We start from the raw sequence: 16,679 nt of genomic DNA, 5'->3' as shown, positions 1-16,679 counted from the left end.
CAAATATATTGCTGATCAGCGCATCCACACTTTAATATCAGCTAGGCCATTGCTTTGTAAAATACCCAATTGTTGATCAACGTTAGAATTTTGTTCAAACTCAAATGCATCAAGCTGATCATCAAACGTAATGTTTGCAACACCATCACCACCGCGTTTTTTTACTTGGTGCAGTGAAATATCCGCTAGGTTAATAGATGTCTCCCAACTAATTACCTGCCCACCTAGAAGTGGTAACGGATAGAATGACCATCCAATTGAAGCTGTAATATTAGTTGTTTTTCCATTTGGTAATTGGAATGAATTAGCCGCGATTACTTTACAAAGATCCGCTGCGTAGCTGTCTATTTTATTACATTTGAAGTCACGTAATAATAATAAAAACTCATCACCACTCCAACGCGCCACATAGTCAGAGCCCTGCGTACGTGAATTTAATAATGCAGCCATTTGTTGTAAGCAGCTATCACCAGCAATTGGGCCGTAGGCATCGTTAATACGACTGAAGTTATCAAAGTTAATAATTACCAGCACCAGTGACTTGCCTTGTGCCTGCAGCGATTGTGAATTACGTTGAAAGTGTTCAATATCTTTAGGGAGTTGATCAAACAAAAAGCGACGACTACGAAGCCCTGTTAGCTCATCTGAGTGACTAACTAATTTAAGCTGTGAATTCACTTGGCCTAATTTATCATTAGCTTGACGAAGCTCTAGGGTACGCTCGGTGATCAAGCCCTCTAATGCTTCTTGTTTTCTGCGCTCTTGCGCTCTAAACACCCAAAAAATGAGATAAAAAAGCAAAATAAAGCCACTGGTAATTAAAAGCCTAAAGTAAATGGTTTCATCAAAGCGCTCAGGCACTACAAAACCGTACTCTACCTCTTGTGCTTTAGCCCAGTCTTCACCCTGGCGTTTTGCTTCTAATTGAAACAAAAACGAACCTGGAGGTAAGTTAGTATAAATAGCTTCACGTCGAGTATTAGCATAGCGCCAGTCACTATCTAAGCCACTTAGTTTATATCTAAATTCAATACTGTTTGGTGCATAGTAATCAATAGCAGTGTAAGTAAGCGTTATATCACGTTCGTCTGTCTCTAATGATGGTTTTTTACCAAGTGCAGCGGTGGTTAAATGACGAAGTGGTGTTGTTATTGTTTCAATTGTTGGCTTTAATGCCAGCACGCCAAATAGCTCTACATTTTTAGGGATTTCAACAACACCTTGTAAGCTTGGATACCAAATAGAATTGCCAGTGTCAGCTACTGCATCATGCCCTAGTCCACTACAACATTGATTCGCTTTACCATCGAGTTGGCGGTCAAAAGATGAAATTACTTCTTCAACTTTTAAGCTTTTTATCTCTGTTTTAAATTGCGCTACAGGCATTCTGTAAACACCTTTCATGGTGCTTACCCAAACATGTTTTAACTTTTCATCATATTCTAGGCTGAATATAGAACCATACGGTAAACCATTGGCTGCATCGAGTTGGCGCCACTGCCCTTGTGTACTTCTGTAAAAAAGCCCATCGTTAAGAGAGCCAATTAAAATACCCACGCCATCTATATGTAGCACGCTAGTTACGTATGCACTTTCAAGTGTTGTTTGGTCACCAATTTTTTCAATGCCACGGTCCGTAAAGTAATATGCGCCTTTACTAGTACCAATCACACCAAAATTTGTTTTATCCAATACGTAGGTAATAAACTTACTACCTAAAAAAGCGTTATATGCAAAAGGCGTTAAACCAGCATAATTTAATCGGTATAAACCACGTCCGGTGCCAATCCAAAAACCGCCTTTACTAGAGCGACTTATTGCAAATACCGGGTTATCGCGAAGCGCTCGACCAGGCACGGTATAGAGTGTCTTGTTTTCAAAAACAAATAAGCCGCGCCCCGTGGCTATATATAATCGCTCACCGTCAAATTGGAGATCGTGTACTGACGCGTATCCATATTTACTACTTGGAACTAAATTAATAAAACTTTTATCTAAATCGAAATAACCAATGCCACTTTTGTTAGCAACCCACAGTTTTCCATCGGGAGCTTGGCTAATAGCCATAACAGATTCGGTCATATTTGAAACTGCTGAATGCCTTTCTACTCGCCCTTCGTGGGCAAGCCATAAGCCTTCACTAAAACTTGCTAACCAAACGTTATTTTTATCATCTCTAAAAATATCAGCAAACCATATGCTTTGATCAAGTTGGCTTGGCTCTACCCATTGCCACTCACCAGTTTTATCTCTGAACAATAACCGCCCGTAAGTTGAGACCCACAAGCCACCATCGGTATCACTCATAAACTTATAAACGGCTGAGTTATTTGCATTAGGTAAAGGAAAAGGTCTTAGTTCGTCATCTAAATCTAAAAAGTATGCACCTAGCTCAGAGGCTATATACAAATTACCATTTAAGAATGATAAATCGTGCACTATGGTTTGCGCTAAGCGCTCTGGTAACGATATTTTAGCGGTAAGTTCTAAACGTAGTTTAGAAAAATCAGATGAATTTTTAGTAAGGCGTAATAAATGACGATCGTTAACCAGCCAAATACCTTCAGGAGAGAGTGCCATTTGGCTAACAGAGCCAACAATTTGGGTAATTACGGTAGCATTTACAATAGGTAGGGGTCCATTTACTTGAGTGCGTAAATCAACTTGCCCTCTATCTACATAGTACAAACCATTGGCTGCAATCCATATGCTGCCTTTAGAGTCCTCAAGAATATCTCTTACTGGACCTTTAATATTAAACTCTTGCGCTGCAAATGTGGCTGGATTAATAACTACTAAACCACTTTTGGTACCCACCCACAACAAACCACTTGAATCGACTAAAAGTTTATTAATACCATTACTAGGCAAGAATGGGCTATTCTGCGTATTGTAGTTTGTAAATGTTGTACCATCAAAACGACTTAAGCCAAACTGAGTACCAAGCCACATATATCCTTGCTGGTCTTGTACTACGCTTTTAAGCGATTGCGAAGGTAAACCATCTTTTATATTCCATTGCTTAACTACGTAATCAGTAATTGAAGCCCAACTTGGTGTCGCGCACAACATCAGTACACAAACCAGTAAAAATCGCATCATATTGCTGCCACCTAGTTAAACAAATCAAATATAAAAAATTAAAAGGGTAGTAAACCCACTTTTATTAACGCCTGTAAGCATATAAGCGAAAAAATGCCCGCTAGTATATCGTCGGCCATAATACCTAAACCACCATGTACTCGCTTGTCTAGCATACGGATTGGGCCCGGTTTAGCTATATCAAAAAAGCGAAATAACAAAAAACCGACGAGTAATGTTTGCCAGCTAAGTGCTGCGCCAATCATTGTAATGTAATAACCCGCCACTTCATCCCATACAATAGCAGGATGGTCATGTACGCCTAAATCATCAGCTGTTTTACCACACGCCCATATACCAAATATACTGATCACTACAGCAAACACAATTTGCAGCCATAGTGGATAATACATAGTCATAAAAATAAATGGTAGTGCAGCAAATGTACCAAATGTACCAGGTGCTTTAGGGGCTAACCCAGTACCAAAGCCCAGACCAAAAAACTGATGTGGACGCTTTAAATTAAACTTTCGGTTTTTGTTCAAACCAGCTCCTTTGCAAAATGCTCAAAACCTTGCTGCTTAAAATCAAACTTTTCACCGTTGTGTAAAAGCTCAATTTGGCCATCGCCACTTTTAATTTGGCCTATGCAAGTTGCATCTACACCATACTGACGCAGTTTTATATCTAGCATACTTTTATTGCTATCAGGTACAGTAAAAATTAATTCGTAATCATCACCGTAACTGAGAATAAATGGAAGTTGCTGATTAAAATCAAGGCTTGCTTGCATTGCATCTGAGGTCGGAATGCTTTCAATGTTTACCACTGCATTTACTTGCGACATATCTAGTATATGACTTAGATCTGCGATTAAACCATCAGACACATCAATAGCGGATGATGCAAGGCCTCGTAACACCTGCCCTGCAGCAACTCGTGGTGTTGGAAAGTCAAAGCGTTTATTTAAGTACTTTAAATGCTCTGGTTCAATATTTATACCTTGCTTGCGAGATTCAATTGCAAGTCCAGCATCACCTAGCGGACCCGTAACATAAATCCAATCACCTACTTTTGCACCACTACGACGAAGTGCAGTCCCTTCTGGAACAGTCCCTTTAGCACAAATAGTGATGGTTAATGGACCCTGAGTAGTATCGCCACCTATAATTTGCACATTAAAGTATTCTGCAATTTCATGCATGCCTTCAGTAAATTCTTCAATCCACTGTGGGTCAATACTTGGTAAGGTTAACGCAACTGAAACCCATGTTGGCTCAGCGCCCATTGCCGCTAAGTCACTTAAGTTAACAGCAAGCGCTCTGTGACCTAATGCTCGAGGGGAAATATCATCGAAAAAGTGTACGCCAGCAACTAGAGTATCTGTTGTAACGGCAAGTTGGCAGTTTTGTGGAACGGTTACTAAAGCGCAATCATCCCCTATACCTAGGTTTACATCACGACGGGTGATCCCGCGACCTTTAAAGTAGCGGTTAATTAATTCAAATTCCTTCATACACAAAAAAGCCGGCCTATGCCGGCTCCCCTCTTTAACGGTTACTTACTTGCGTAAATGCTTAACAGCTTTATCAAGTACACCGTTTACAAATTTATGGCTATCTTCAGCGCCAAATATTTTGGCCAGCTCAATACCTTCGTTGATAGCAACCTTGTAAGGTACATCGTCACGGAACTTAAGTTCATAGCTGCTTAAACGTAAAATTGCGCGCTCAACCATATCTAAGTCATTAAACGGACGTGTTAAATGTGGCGATACAGCTTCGTCTAGTTGCTTGTAATTTACAGCAACCCCTGTCGCTAAATCTTTAAAGTATTCAACATCTATTTTAGTAACGTCTGTTTCGATCAACATTTGTTGTTCGATATCGGCAATTAGATTGCCACTTATTTGCCAAGAATAAACGGCTTGGAGTGCTAAGATACGTGCTTTACGTCTTGCTGCTGGTTTCACAAAAATTCCTTAAACTTAAATTTTATCTAACACATTAACCATTTCAAGCGCGCCTAAAGCAGCTTCGCCGCCTTTGTTGCCCATTTTGGTGCCAGCACGCTCAATTGCTTGTTCAATGCTTTCTGTGGTTAATACGCCAAATGCAACCGGGATATCATACTCAAGTGATACTTGCGCAAGACCTTTGTTTGATTCGCCAGCAACTAGGTCAAAGTGTGGTGTCCCACCTCTGATCACTACGCCTAATGCGATGATTGCATCATACTCTTTTTTTGCCGCAACGCGTTTAGCCGCTAAAGGTAATTCTACCGCGCCTGGTACATAAATAACGGTAATGTCGTCATCAGATACGCCACCAGTGCGTTTTAGCTCATCAACAGCACCTGCAAGGAGACTGCTACCAATAAAGTCATTAAAACGAGAAATGACAATGGCAAACTTCTTGCCTGGAGCGTACTTATTACCTTCAATAATTTTCATTTGATAACCCTAAAAATAAGTTCAAGCGGTTGCGATTGCGCAAAAATTGCTGCGCATCATACCATAAAAATAAAATAATAGACTAGTTAAAAGCAGAGCGCTTATTGCGGCTCAACGTAATCAACAACTTCTAAATGAAAGCCCGAAAGTGCATGGTACTTTTTAGGCCGACTCATTAATCGCATTTGTTTAATTCCAAGATCTGCAAGTATTTGCGAGCCTACGCCAACAGTACGCGATGTACCTTTAAATTTACGTGGCGTAACGCTTTCGCCAGCATCAGCTGCTGCGAATGCTTTTACAGTCGCCTCTAATTCTTCAGTGCTTTCTTGTTTACCTAAAATAACTAAAGCACCTTTATTTTTAGCAATATAAGCCATTGCTTCTGAAAGGCCCCAACTACGGTCAGCACTTCTATCTGAAAGTAGAATATCGTTAAAGGTACTTTGCAAATGTACACGTACATTTGTCGGCTCTTGCTCTTTTATATCGCCTTTAAGCAAAACGTAATGTAATTGGCCGTCAATTGTGTCTTTGTAAGTAACTAAATCAAATTCACCGTGAATAGTTGGTAACTTACATTTTGCAACTTGCTCAATTGTTGTTTCGTTTAAGTTACGGTATTCGATTAAATCAGCAATAGTACCAATTTTAATACCGTGCTCTTTCGCAAAAACTTCTAAATCAGGGCGTCGTGCCATGGTGCCATCGGCATTAAGTATTTCAACAATAACAGATGATGCTTCAAGCCCAGCTAAACGCGCTAAATCACAACCTGCTTCAGTGTGTCCTGCACGAGTTAACACGCCACCAGGTTGTGCCATAATAGGAAAAATATGACCAGGCTGAACAATATCACTTGGGACTGCGCCTTTAGCTATAGCCGCTTGTACTGTACGCGCTCTATCTGCAGCTGAAATACCGGTTGTAACACCTTTTGATGCTTCTATCGACATTGTAAAGTTAGTCGAAAATGCAGCACCATTGTTTTTAACCATTAACGGTAAATCAAGTTGCTCGCAACGCTCTTGCGTCATGGTTAAACATATTAAACCACGGCCATGAGTGGCCATAAAGTTAATCGCTTCTGCGCTAATATGCTCAGCAGCTATTATTAAATCGCCTTCATTTTCTCTATCTTCATCATCCATTAAAATAACCATTTTACCGGCTTTAATATCATCGATGATTTCTTGCGCGCTGTGTAAATTCATAAATTTGCTCGTGTAAGTTGTCAGTTTCGTTATTTAATAAAACCCGCTTTAGCGAGTAAGCTCATCGAAATATCAGAGCCCGTTGGTTGCTCTGCACCCTTTATAAGGCGCTCTAAATAACGTGCAATTTGATCGACTTCTAAATTAACTTGGGTACCTACTTTAAAATGAGCAATTGTGGTTTGCTCACTCGTGTGTGGGACAATTGTTAATTTGAATTTATTGCCCTCTACAGCGTTTACTGTCAGGCTTATACCATCAATACATACCGAACCTTTGTACGGAATGTATTTCATTAAACTTTCTTCGGTTGTAAGCCAATATTCTGTTGCTCGAGCGTTTGCTGTAATGCTTGTAATAGTTGCTATGCCATCAACATGGCCAGACACTAAATGACCGCCCAAACGCGATACAGGTTGCATGGCTTTTTCAAGATTCACCGTTTGCCCTAAAGCATAGTGAGCAAAACCGGTTAAACCAATCGTCTCGTTAGATAAATCAGCACTAAAACCGTCAATATGTTTATCAACTACGGTTAAGCAAACGCCATTGGTTGCAATGCTGTCGCCTAGCTTTACGTCTTTCATATCAAGATCAGCACTTTGGATACGAATGGCTAAGTCGCCTTGTTTTTTTTGTAATAAAGCAATTTTGCCTGTGGCTTCTATTATCCCAGTAAACATAGCGCTACTCTTTTTTATTAAGTGATTTTAATGAGTTTTTAACGCGGTGATACGTAAATCGTCACCAATGCGCGCACATTCATTAAATGTTAAATCAACGGTGTTTTGCATACTCGTCAATTCAGGAAAATTAACTAAACATTTTGCATCATGGCCCATTAATTTAGGCGCCAAATAAAAAACAAACTCGTCAACTAAATCAAGCTCTGTCATTTTACCAGCAAGTGTTGCCCCAGCTTCAAGCCAAACATTATTAAAGTCTAGTTGCCCAAGCTTTTCTAAAACAGCCTGTAAATCAACTTTGCCATTGCTTTCACTTACTTCAATATGTTTTACAAAATGCGGCCATTGCAATGATTTATCAACCTTAGTCGTAAATATTATTACATCACTTTGGATTTTAAATAAAGCAAGGTTGGGCGTTAAACGGTTTTGAGAGTCAATTATAACACGCACGGGCTGGCGAAGCGGTAAATTGGTAGGTAGCGTGCAAGGCAACTCGCTTAGTCGCACATTAAGTTTAGCATCGTCTACTAACACGGTGTCGGCACCAGTTAAAATAGCGCAACTTTTCGCTCGGTATAATTGTACGTCTTGGCGAGCAGCTGGACTTGTGATCCACTTACTTTGTCCATTTTTAAGTGCTGTTTTACCATCTATACTTGCTGCCATTTTACAGGTCACATAAGGTAAGCCTTGCTCCATTCGCTTAAAAAAGCCAACGTTAAGTGCGCGTGCTTGTGATTCAAGTAATCCGTAAGCAACTTCAATACCGGCATCGCTCAGTATTTTAAGGCCTTTGCCCGCAACCTGTGGGTTTGTATCAACCATAGCGGCAATTACTTTTACAACGCCCGCCTTTTTTAAGCCTTCAGCACACGGTGGCGTACGCCCATAATGACTGCAAGGTTCAAGCGTTACATAAGCCGTTGCACCTTGTGCATTATTACCCGCTATCGCCAGAGCATTTACTTCTGCATGGCCTTGACCTGCTAATTGATGAAAACCCTCGCCAATTATTTGATTATTTTTAACTAATACACAGCCAACATTAGGGTTAGGCGTGGTAGTAAATTCGCCTTTTTTGGCAAGTTCTATGGCGCGTGCCATATACATTTCGTCATGTTCGGTAAAAGTAGTTTGGCTTTGCATTGTTATACCAATTGCGTTAAATAAGTGTTCTATTATAGCGCTAAGAAGATAGCGTAATAACAAGGCGAAAATTATGACATATAGTTATTCTATATAAATAATTTTTAACGCAGTGAGTGCGCTATTTAATGCGATAGAATGATCATGTTTTAATAAAATTGGTATTACTCCCCTAAGCGGGCAATCTCTTCGCCAAATTCGCGTATATCTTCAAACGAGCGATAAACAGAGGCAAATCTTACGTACGCTACTTTATCGAGCTTTTTGAGGGCTTCCATAATACATTCACCCACCAAATGGCTTGAAATTTCTCGCTCACCCGTTGCGCGTAGTTGCGATTTTATTATATTCACTACTTCATCTACTTGCTCTGTGCTCACTGGGCGCTTTTCGAGTGCGCGATTTAAGCCATTTAATAATTTATCTTCGTTAAATGGTTCACGGCTGCCGTCTTGTTTAATAACACGAGGCATAACCAGTTCAGCGCCTTCAAATGTAGTAAAGCGCTCGTGGCAGTCGTTACACTCACGACGCCTGCGAACTTGATGGCCTCCGCCAACAAGGCGTGAATCAATAACTTTAGTATCTTTTGCGGTACAAAATGGACAATGCATAGCTCGGTACTTCCGTTTTAAAACAAAAAAGACCGCTAAATAGCGGTCTTTTATCTTAGCAAAAAAATAGGGCCTGTTGACCTTTCAGGATTAAATTTGTTCTATCTAGGGGCGATTTAATCGCGGCGCGAGGTTTGTAACCTAGTGGGCTAAGTAAAAACCGAGCAACAAAGAGTAAATCGCCCCTAGAACGAACCCGAGGGCAGTGCATGTTTGGCATTTATGCTGCGTTATCGCCTATTTGTGTGGAGTAACCACACTACATAGACTCTGCCTTGCCTAAAAACCAAACATACTACTGCAAATTAAACCTCGAAAGATAAACAGGCCCTTAGCCTATGTGATCTAAATTACTGCTGCTTATGCAATTAAGCGTAAACAGGTAATTTTGCACAAATTGCTTTAACTTTTTCTTTAACTTGCGCCTGTACAGATTCATCAGTGATGTTATCTAGTACGTCACAAATCCAGCCAGCAAGCTCTTTTGATTCTGCTTCTTTAAAACCACGGCGAGTAATTGCAGGAGAACCAATACGCAAACCAGATGTTACAAACGGTGAACGTGGATCGTTTGGCACTGAGTTTTTATTAACTGTGATGTTAGCGTTACCAAGGGCTGCGTCTGCATCTTTACCAGTAATATCTTTGTCGATTAAATCGAGTAAGAATAAGTGGTTTTCAGTTTTGTCAGATACGATTTTGTAGCCACGTTCTTGCATAACTGCGACCATTGCTTTTGCGTTTTTAACAACTTGTGTTTGGTATACTTTAAACTCTGGTTGAAGTGCTTCTTTAAATGCCACTGCTTTTGCTGCAATAACATGACATAAAGGACCGCCTTGGCCACCAGGGAAAACAGCGCTGTTAAGCTTTTTGTAGATTGCTTCGTCGCCACATGCAGAAATAATCAAACCACCACGAGGGCCTGCAAGTGTTTTATGCGTAGTTGTAGTTACAACGTGTGCATGAGGAACTGGGCTTGGGTAAACGCCTGCCGCAATTAAACCCGCAACGTGAGCCATATCAACAAACAGATAAGCACCGATTTTGTCAGCAATTTCACGGAATTTAGCCCAATCAACAATACCTGAGTACGCTGAGAAACCACCAATGATCATTTTTGGTTTGTGCTCAAGTGCTAGTGCTTCAACTTGTGCATAATCAATTTCGCCCGTAGCTTCATCTAGTCCGTATTGGATTGCGTTGTAAAGCTTACCAGAAAAACTTACGTGAGAACCGTGAGTTAAGTGACCACCATGAGCTAAGCTCATACCTAGTACAGTATCGCCAGCATCTAATAATGCTAGAAAAACAGCTGCATTTGCTTGCGAACCAGCATGTGGCTGTACGTTAGCGTAGTCAGAACCAAATAATTCGTTAGCACGGTCAATTGCTAATTGCTCAACAACATCTACATGCTCACAACCGCCATAATAACGTTTGCCAGGGTAACCTTCTGCGTATTTGTTTGTAAGCTGTGAACCCTGCGCTTCTAGTACGCGTGGGCTACAGTAGTTTTCTGAAGCGATTAGTTCGATATGCTCTTCTTGGCGAGCAGTTTCTTTGGTTATCGCGTCAAATAACTCTGGATCAAAATCCGAAATATTCATGCTACGTTCTAACATTGGGGTCTCCTAGGGCAACGTGTATGGTGTTTTTTAGAGGCTTTATTGTACGCTTTAAACGACTCTTTGCCTACGCTCTTAAGTTGAGGATATTTAAACAGGGATTGAAACTATTTCACAGCCCTTTTAAGATGATATTTTTTTATAAAGCCATAATAATTTTAAATGAATTATATTTACTACATTTAATTAGTAAATATAACTAAATGTATTCATCCGTTTAAAGTTATAAAAAAAGCGGCTCAAGCCGCTTTTTCTTGTAATTTAACTTAGCCTAGTTTATCAAGTATTTCGGTACGTAACGCGTCGTAATCGGCGTTCATATCGCTTGCTAGGCATGGTTTTGCTAGTGCATCAGCAAGTGGTTTTGGCATACCTAATTCAATATTTAGAATACCCTCTACGCTTTCTTTAAACTTAGCAGGATGAGCGGTCGCTAAAAAGATACCCGCGGCACCAGGTGCACGATTTTCAACAAGACCTTGGTAAGCAATAGCAGTATGAGGCTCTGCAATATAGCCAGTTTGTTGAATTTTTTTCATCACGGCTTGCGTGTCTTGCTCGTTTACGCTTGTTGAATAAAAATTATCGTAGCTAAACCAGTTATTATCTAACATTGTTTGTACACGCGGCCAATTGTTTGGTTTACTTACATCCATCGCATTTGAAAGCGACTCAAGTGTTGCATTTGGCGTCCAGTTTTTATCAAGCATAAAGCGCGGCACAGTATCGTTTTGGTTTGTTGTTGCACTTAATTTACCTACAGGTAAACCAATAACCGCACCAATCATTGCGGCGCACACATTACCAAAGTTACCACTAGGCACTGATATATGCGCTGTTGCGCGTTTTTCTTTCGGTAACTGTGCAATGGCTTCAAAGTAGTAACAAACCTGAGCAACTAAACGGCTAATATTAATTGAGTTAGCTGAGTTAAGCCCAAGTTTCGATTTAACTTCTTCATCTAAAAAGGCATTTTTAACTAGCTCTTGGCAATCATCAAAGCTGCCCTCAACTGCGTAACAATGAATATTGTTACCTAGCGTAGTAAATAGCTTTTGCTGAGCAAGTGAAATTTTGCCTTTAGGATATAAAATTACTACGTCGATATTTGGTTTATTGTAAAAAGCATGCGCTACAGCTGCACCGGTATCGCCCGATGTTGCTGTTAAAATAGTTACTTTTTCATCTTTATTAAACTGCGTTAAACACTCTGCCATAAAGCGACCACCAAAGTCTTTAAACGCAAGTGTAGGACCATGAAACAGCTCTAAACAGTATGTGTTCTCTTGTACTTCCACCAGCTTAACGGGAAAGTTAAATGCATTTTTAACCATTTGTGCCACAGTATCGCTTGGTAGCTCATCTCCAATTAGGTGAGATAATATTTTGCCGCTGCGCGTAACAAAGTCCATATCAAGCAATGCATCAACATCGGACAGTGGGGCTAGTGATTCTGGAAAAAATACACCTTGGTTACGACCCAAACCTGTTTTTACGGCTTCAACGAACGACACTTTTTGTGAGCTATCTTTTAAATTATGTAATTGCATGACTACCTATCCTATAAAACTGTTAATTGACGCGTGCCGTCGTTATCTAATTTACAAATGTGGCAAAAGCCTTGCTCGTTAATGTAATTGGTTTCTAACCACTGCGCGCATTGCTGTGCAGCTTCAAGTGTTTTACATACGCTAAACAAGGTGGGTCCTGCGCCCGAAATACTGACTATTTCAGCGCCCAGCGCTGGCAAGCTTGCTTTGGCTTCACTAAAACCTTTAATAAGCGGTGCGCGGTAAGGTTCTGCTATTTCATCTTTCATTATGCTTAGCGCATCGTCAAAACGATTAGTTAACAATAAGCTACTAAACGCCGATAAACGCTGAGCAAACTCAACACTTGCATGCATGCTCAACTCTTTTGGTAAAACAGAGCGCGCTTTTGCGGTATTAAGCGAAAAACCTGGAAACGCAGCAACGTAGTACCAGTTTTCATCAACAGGCAGTGCAATTGATTTATCAGGAATTAAATCACCAGTTAACTGCAAACCACCTAAATAACATGGCGTGATGTTGTCGTAATGACGACCGCCGCTTACTACTGCTTCAAAGTCAGCCATCAGTTCAATAAGCTCAACCTGACTTAAATTAGTTTTTGCAAACTTATCAAGGGCAGCAAAAGTAGCCACAACCGAACACGCACTAGAACCAAGTCCAGATCCAATTGGTAAGTTCTTTTTAAGCTCGAGCTTTACGCTTGGCATATTAGGCGCAACATGCGCTCTAAAATGCACTAAGCACTGGTACGCTAAATTTTCATTAGCATCACTTGGTAACTTGTGAGCGTACTCGCCTGTGCAAATAAATTCGTCGCTTGGTGCTGCCCTTACAACGGCTACATCGCCTAATAAACTGCCATCAATTGGCGCAAGTGCTGCGCCAAGTGCATCAAAACCTACTGCAAAATTACCAATAGACGCAGGAGCATATACTTCAATCATAACGATCTCCTAGCGCGATAACGTTTTTAAAATATCAGCAAATACACCTGCGGCTGTTACTTCTGAGCCAGCGCCATAACCACGAATTACAAACGGACGTGGCTGGTAATATTGGCTTAAAATAGCCAGCGCGTTTTCACCATCACGAATGACACTAAGTGCATGTTTGGCATCTACAGCTTCAATACCTACTTTACAGTGGCCTTCTTTAATTGTGCCTACATAGCGAAGTACTTTGCCTTCACTAGCAGCACTTTGGATAAGCTTGTTAAAATCAGTATCTAAGCTTGGTAGTTTTGCCATAAACTCATCAACGCTATCGCCCTGTGCAAAACCTGGTGGTAATACAGACTCAACTTCAATATCGCTTAACTCTAATTTCATACCGGCTTCGCGAGCAATGATCAATAACTTACGTGCTACATCGGTACCCGATAAATCATCACGAGGATCGGGCTCAGTAAAACCGCTTTCTTTGGCTTTAATAGTTGCCTCAGAAAGTGATAAACCATCTTGAAGTGCGCCAAACATATACGAAAGTGAGCCTGATAAAATACCGCTAAACTCTAATAACTCATCACCCGCACCAAATAATGACTGTAAGTTGTCGATTACTGGTAAGCCTGCACCTACGTTTGTTTCGTATAAAAATTTACGATTATTCTTTTGCGTTGCTGCAATTAAATCTTGGTAATACGTGTATGAGCTTGTTGTTGCTTTTTTATTGGCAGCAACCACATGAAAACCTGCATTTAAAAAGTCTACATACTGCGCAGCAAGTGCATCCGACGACGTACAATCAACAAGTACAGGATTTACTAAATGATTTTGCTTAACAAACTGCTCTACTAGTTTTAAATCAAATGCTTGCTCAGATGAGGCCAATTTTTGCTGCCAATCGCCAAAAGCAATACCTTCACTATCTAGGTGTAATTGACGAGAGTTAGCAACACCATACAAGTTAAGTTTAATATTACGTTTTTCAAGCCACGCTTGCTGACGCTCAAGCTGATTAATAAGCTCTTGCCCTACTAAGCCACAACCTAGTAAAAACACATCAATTGACGGCACATGCGTGAAAAAGTTTTCATGGCATATTTTTACGGCGTCGTTACATAACTCACCATCAATTACCGCAGAGATAGCGCTTTCAGTAGAATCCTGTGCAATTGCCACAATATTTACTTGCGCTTGTGCAAGAGATGCAAAAAACTTAGCCGCTAAGCCACGGTGCGCGCGCATGTTATCGCCCACTAAAGTAACAATGGCTAGATTGCGCTGCACTTGTACAGGCTCAATAAGCCCTGCTTGTAACTCAAGCTCAAATGCAGTTTGTAGCGCGTCAAGTGCAAGTGCTAGGTCTGTTTCGTGCACACAAAAGCTAATGCTAAACTCGCATGATGACTGAGTGATTAATACAATTGATACGTTATCGTGAGCAAGCGCGTTAAATACCTTAGACGCCATACCTACTTTGCCTTTCATGCCTGGCCCTGAAACAGTCAACATTGCAAGTTCTTGTAAGCTCGAAAGTGCTTTTACTGGCTCATCTGATGAATAATCGTTACCAATTAATGAGCCTTGTGCATCTGGGTTATGCGTATTTTTTATTTCGCATGGCACGCCTGCTTTAGCACATGGTAAAATTGTTTTAGGGTGAAGTACTTTTGCACCAAAGTAAGAAAGCTCCATCGCTTCTTTATAAGATAAAAAATCTACTTTAGTCGCTTTTTTAATATAACGAGGATCAGCGCTATATACGCCATCAACGTCAGTCCAAATTTGGCAAATTTCAGCCTCTAAACATGCTGCTGCAATTGCTGCTGAGTAGTCTGAGCCATTACGACCAAGCGTTGTAAGCTCACCTTTATCATTACTAGCTGTAAAACCAGGCATGATATAAATAGTTGCAGGGCTTTCTTTAAGCACAGCTTGAAAGCGCGCTTTACTTGTTACTAAATCAGCCTCGGCGTCGATATAACCACCCGTTGAAGCAATACAGCTGGTTGCTTCTAAGTATCTTGCATCGTGCGAGTTCAATAAAGCCTGCATTAAAGAAACACTAACGCGCTCTCCAAAGCTAATCACAAATGCGCGAACCTGATCAGGGCAACACTGTATAAGTGACACGCCATCTAGTTTATTTTTAAGCTCGCCTAAGTTTGGCCAACTTGTAACTACTACACCACTTTTTTCAACGTCAGCTTTTAAACCTTCACAGCGGCTAACCAATGCTTGCCATTGCTGCGAAAAATCTGAGCCTTGCTCTGCGGCACTTGCAAGTGCAACTAGCGAATCGGTCATTCCACCGGGAGCAGAAAGTACCAATAACATTTCATCTTTTAATTGTGCTTTAACTAGCTGAGCTACCTGTTGTAAGCATGCATAGTCGGCAAGCGAAGACCCACCAAATTTTAAAACTCGCATTGTTTATGTTCCTCATCCCATAAAACGAAAAAAGGCCTGTGTTCTAAGTGAACACAGGCCTTTAAATTTGTTGCACCGACCTATGCCACTATCCAGTAAGAATGATGGTTGTAATAATTATGGTCAGTACGCGATTAATTGTTTTCATATGTTAAGACTGCCCTAACAAAGGCTATGCTGTCAACCCTAAATCAAAAGATAAAACATCCTTTTTTAACATGAAAAAACCTAATGAATGCCAAATTTATGCAATATTTCGTTTAAGTTAGATTTATTGATAGGTTTATCGATAAAGTCTATTGCGCCAAGTTGAGCGACTCGTTGCTTCATTTTCTCTTGTATATCGGCGGAAATAACTAAAACAAAACACTCTATTTTTTCTGTTTTTATAGTCTCGAGTACTTGTATACCATCAACTTCGGGCATCGTGAGGTCTAAGCATAGCAAATCAAAGCTTTGTGCCCGTAAAAGTTCTAGAGCATGCGCTCCATTTGTAGCTTGTTGTATTTGAGCGTCTATACATTCATTCAAACACCGCACAACTTGTTTACGGGCGACTGCAGAATCGTCACAGACTAATATCGAAAATTTCATCATGTTTACTACTACACAACCATCAAATTTATTAAAAGGTTACTAAAATACCTTCCTTCGCATTTTAGACACTTTAACACGCCTCCAAGCACTCAGCGCATTAATAATTTAATACAATGATAAATATAGAATAAATCCGTTTAAGATATAATTAACCAAGGCAAATACCAATAAAACCTTAAATACTTAATAGATAACAAACTTACTAACTCATAGCTTGTTTTAATTGCTTTGATGCTACACGCCTGCTTTTTGGGCTTATCTTGTTAAATTTTAACTTTTTTATTTATTTTTAGAGGTTTATTGACTAACTTTTAAATTACTATCGTAACGTTAC

14 protein-coding genes are annotated in these 16,679 nt (G+C 40.3%); all 14 read right to left on the bottom strand.

Features of this window, described 5'->3' with window-relative positions:
- Positions 1 to 15 precede the first annotated feature (15 nt).
- The 14 genes from WNY79_RS10780 to WNY79_RS10715 all read right to left on the bottom strand — a co-directional run bounded on the left by WNY79_RS10780 (position 16) and on the right by WNY79_RS10715 (position 16,345).
- Positions 16 to 3,102 (bottom strand): ligand-binding sensor domain-containing diguanylate cyclase, encoded by a 3,087-nt coding sequence (locus tag WNY79_RS10780; RefSeq protein ID WP_024599859.1) that lies wholly within the window; start codon positions 3,100 to 3,102, stop codon positions 16 to 18.
- A 38-nt stretch (positions 3,103 to 3,140) separates the two neighbouring features.
- Positions 3,141 to 3,626 carry a phosphatidylglycerophosphatase A gene (locus WNY79_RS10775; protein ID WP_024599860.1) on the bottom strand — a complete coding sequence of 162 codons (486 nt, stop codon included), beginning with the start codon at positions 3,624 to 3,626 and terminating at the stop codon, positions 3,141 to 3,143.
- Positions 3,623 to 4,597: a thiamine-phosphate kinase gene (thiL, locus tag WNY79_RS10770; RefSeq protein WP_024599861.1), complete on the bottom strand. Its 975-nt coding sequence runs from the start codon at positions 4,595 to 4,597 to the stop codon at positions 3,623 to 3,625. Before thiL ends, WNY79_RS10775 begins: the two co-directional genes overlap by 4 nt.
- 45 nt (positions 4,598 to 4,642) lie before the next feature.
- Positions 4,643 to 5,053, bottom strand: a complete 411-nt coding sequence (gene nusB / locus WNY79_RS10765; protein WP_024599862.1) for a transcription antitermination factor NusB — start codon at positions 5,051 to 5,053, stop codon at positions 4,643 to 4,645.
- Between the two features lie 15 nt (positions 5,054 to 5,068).
- Entirely contained in the window at positions 5,069 to 5,533 is a 465-nt protein-coding gene (gene ribE / locus WNY79_RS10760) for a 6,7-dimethyl-8-ribityllumazine synthase (protein WP_002961753.1), read from the bottom strand.
- 101 nt (positions 5,534 to 5,634) lie between these two features.
- Positions 5,635 to 6,747 carry a bifunctional 3,4-dihydroxy-2-butanone-4-phosphate synthase/GTP cyclohydrolase II gene (gene ribBA, locus WNY79_RS10755; RefSeq protein ID WP_076925320.1) on the bottom strand — a complete coding sequence of 371 codons (1,113 nt, stop codon included), beginning with the start codon at positions 6,745 to 6,747 and terminating at the stop codon, positions 5,635 to 5,637.
- A 29-nt stretch (positions 6,748 to 6,776) separates the two neighbouring features.
- Positions 6,777 to 7,430: a riboflavin synthase gene (locus WNY79_RS10750; RefSeq protein WP_024599864.1), complete on the bottom strand. Its 654-nt coding sequence runs from the start codon at positions 7,428 to 7,430 to the stop codon at positions 6,777 to 6,779.
- A gap of 27 nt (positions 7,431 to 7,457) precedes the next feature.
- Complete coding sequence (ribD, locus tag WNY79_RS10745) at positions 7,458 to 8,582, bottom strand: bifunctional diaminohydroxyphosphoribosylaminopyrimidine deaminase/5-amino-6-(5-phosphoribosylamino)uracil reductase RibD (protein ID WP_342875840.1); 1,125 nt, start codon at positions 8,580 to 8,582, stop codon at positions 7,458 to 7,460.
- Positions 8,583 to 8,746: 164 nt separating this feature from the next.
- The gene (gene nrdR, locus WNY79_RS10740; protein WP_002961761.1) at positions 8,747 to 9,196 is read right to left on the bottom strand and encodes a transcriptional regulator NrdR; all 450 of its coding nucleotides are present in this window, start codon (positions 9,194 to 9,196) and stop codon (positions 8,747 to 8,749) included.
- Positions 9,197 to 9,564: 368 nt separating this feature from the next.
- A complete protein-coding gene (gene glyA, locus WNY79_RS10735) occupies positions 9,565 to 10,821 on the bottom strand; it encodes a serine hydroxymethyltransferase (protein WP_024599866.1) in 1,257 nt (418 codons plus the stop codon).
- Between the two features lie 269 nt (positions 10,822 to 11,090).
- Positions 11,091 to 12,374, bottom strand: a complete 1,284-nt coding sequence (gene thrC / locus WNY79_RS10730; protein WP_342875839.1) for a threonine synthase — start codon at positions 12,372 to 12,374, stop codon at positions 11,091 to 11,093.
- An 11-nt stretch (positions 12,375 to 12,385) separates the two neighbouring features.
- A complete protein-coding gene (gene thrB, locus WNY79_RS10725; protein ID WP_342875838.1) occupies positions 12,386 to 13,321 on the bottom strand; it encodes a homoserine kinase in 936 nt (311 codons plus the stop codon).
- Between the two features lie 9 nt (positions 13,322 to 13,330).
- The gene (thrA, locus tag WNY79_RS10720) at positions 13,331 to 15,748 is read right to left on the bottom strand and encodes a bifunctional aspartate kinase/homoserine dehydrogenase I (RefSeq protein WP_342875837.1); all 2,418 of its coding nucleotides are present in this window, start codon (positions 15,746 to 15,748) and stop codon (positions 13,331 to 13,333) included.
- A 228-nt stretch (positions 15,749 to 15,976) separates the two neighbouring features.
- Entirely contained in the window at positions 15,977 to 16,345 is a 369-nt protein-coding gene (locus WNY79_RS10715; protein ID WP_007587152.1) for a response regulator, read from the bottom strand.
- Positions 16,346 to 16,679 lie beyond the last annotated feature (334 nt).

The sequence above is a fragment of the Pseudoalteromonas sp. AS84 genome, assembly GCF_038900255.1.
In the GTDB taxonomy this organism is placed as follows: Bacteria; Pseudomonadota; Gammaproteobacteria; order Enterobacterales; family Alteromonadaceae; genus Pseudoalteromonas.
The sequence above is the reverse complement of the archived record's forward strand: the minus strand, read 5'-3'. Positions and strand labels throughout refer to the sequence as shown.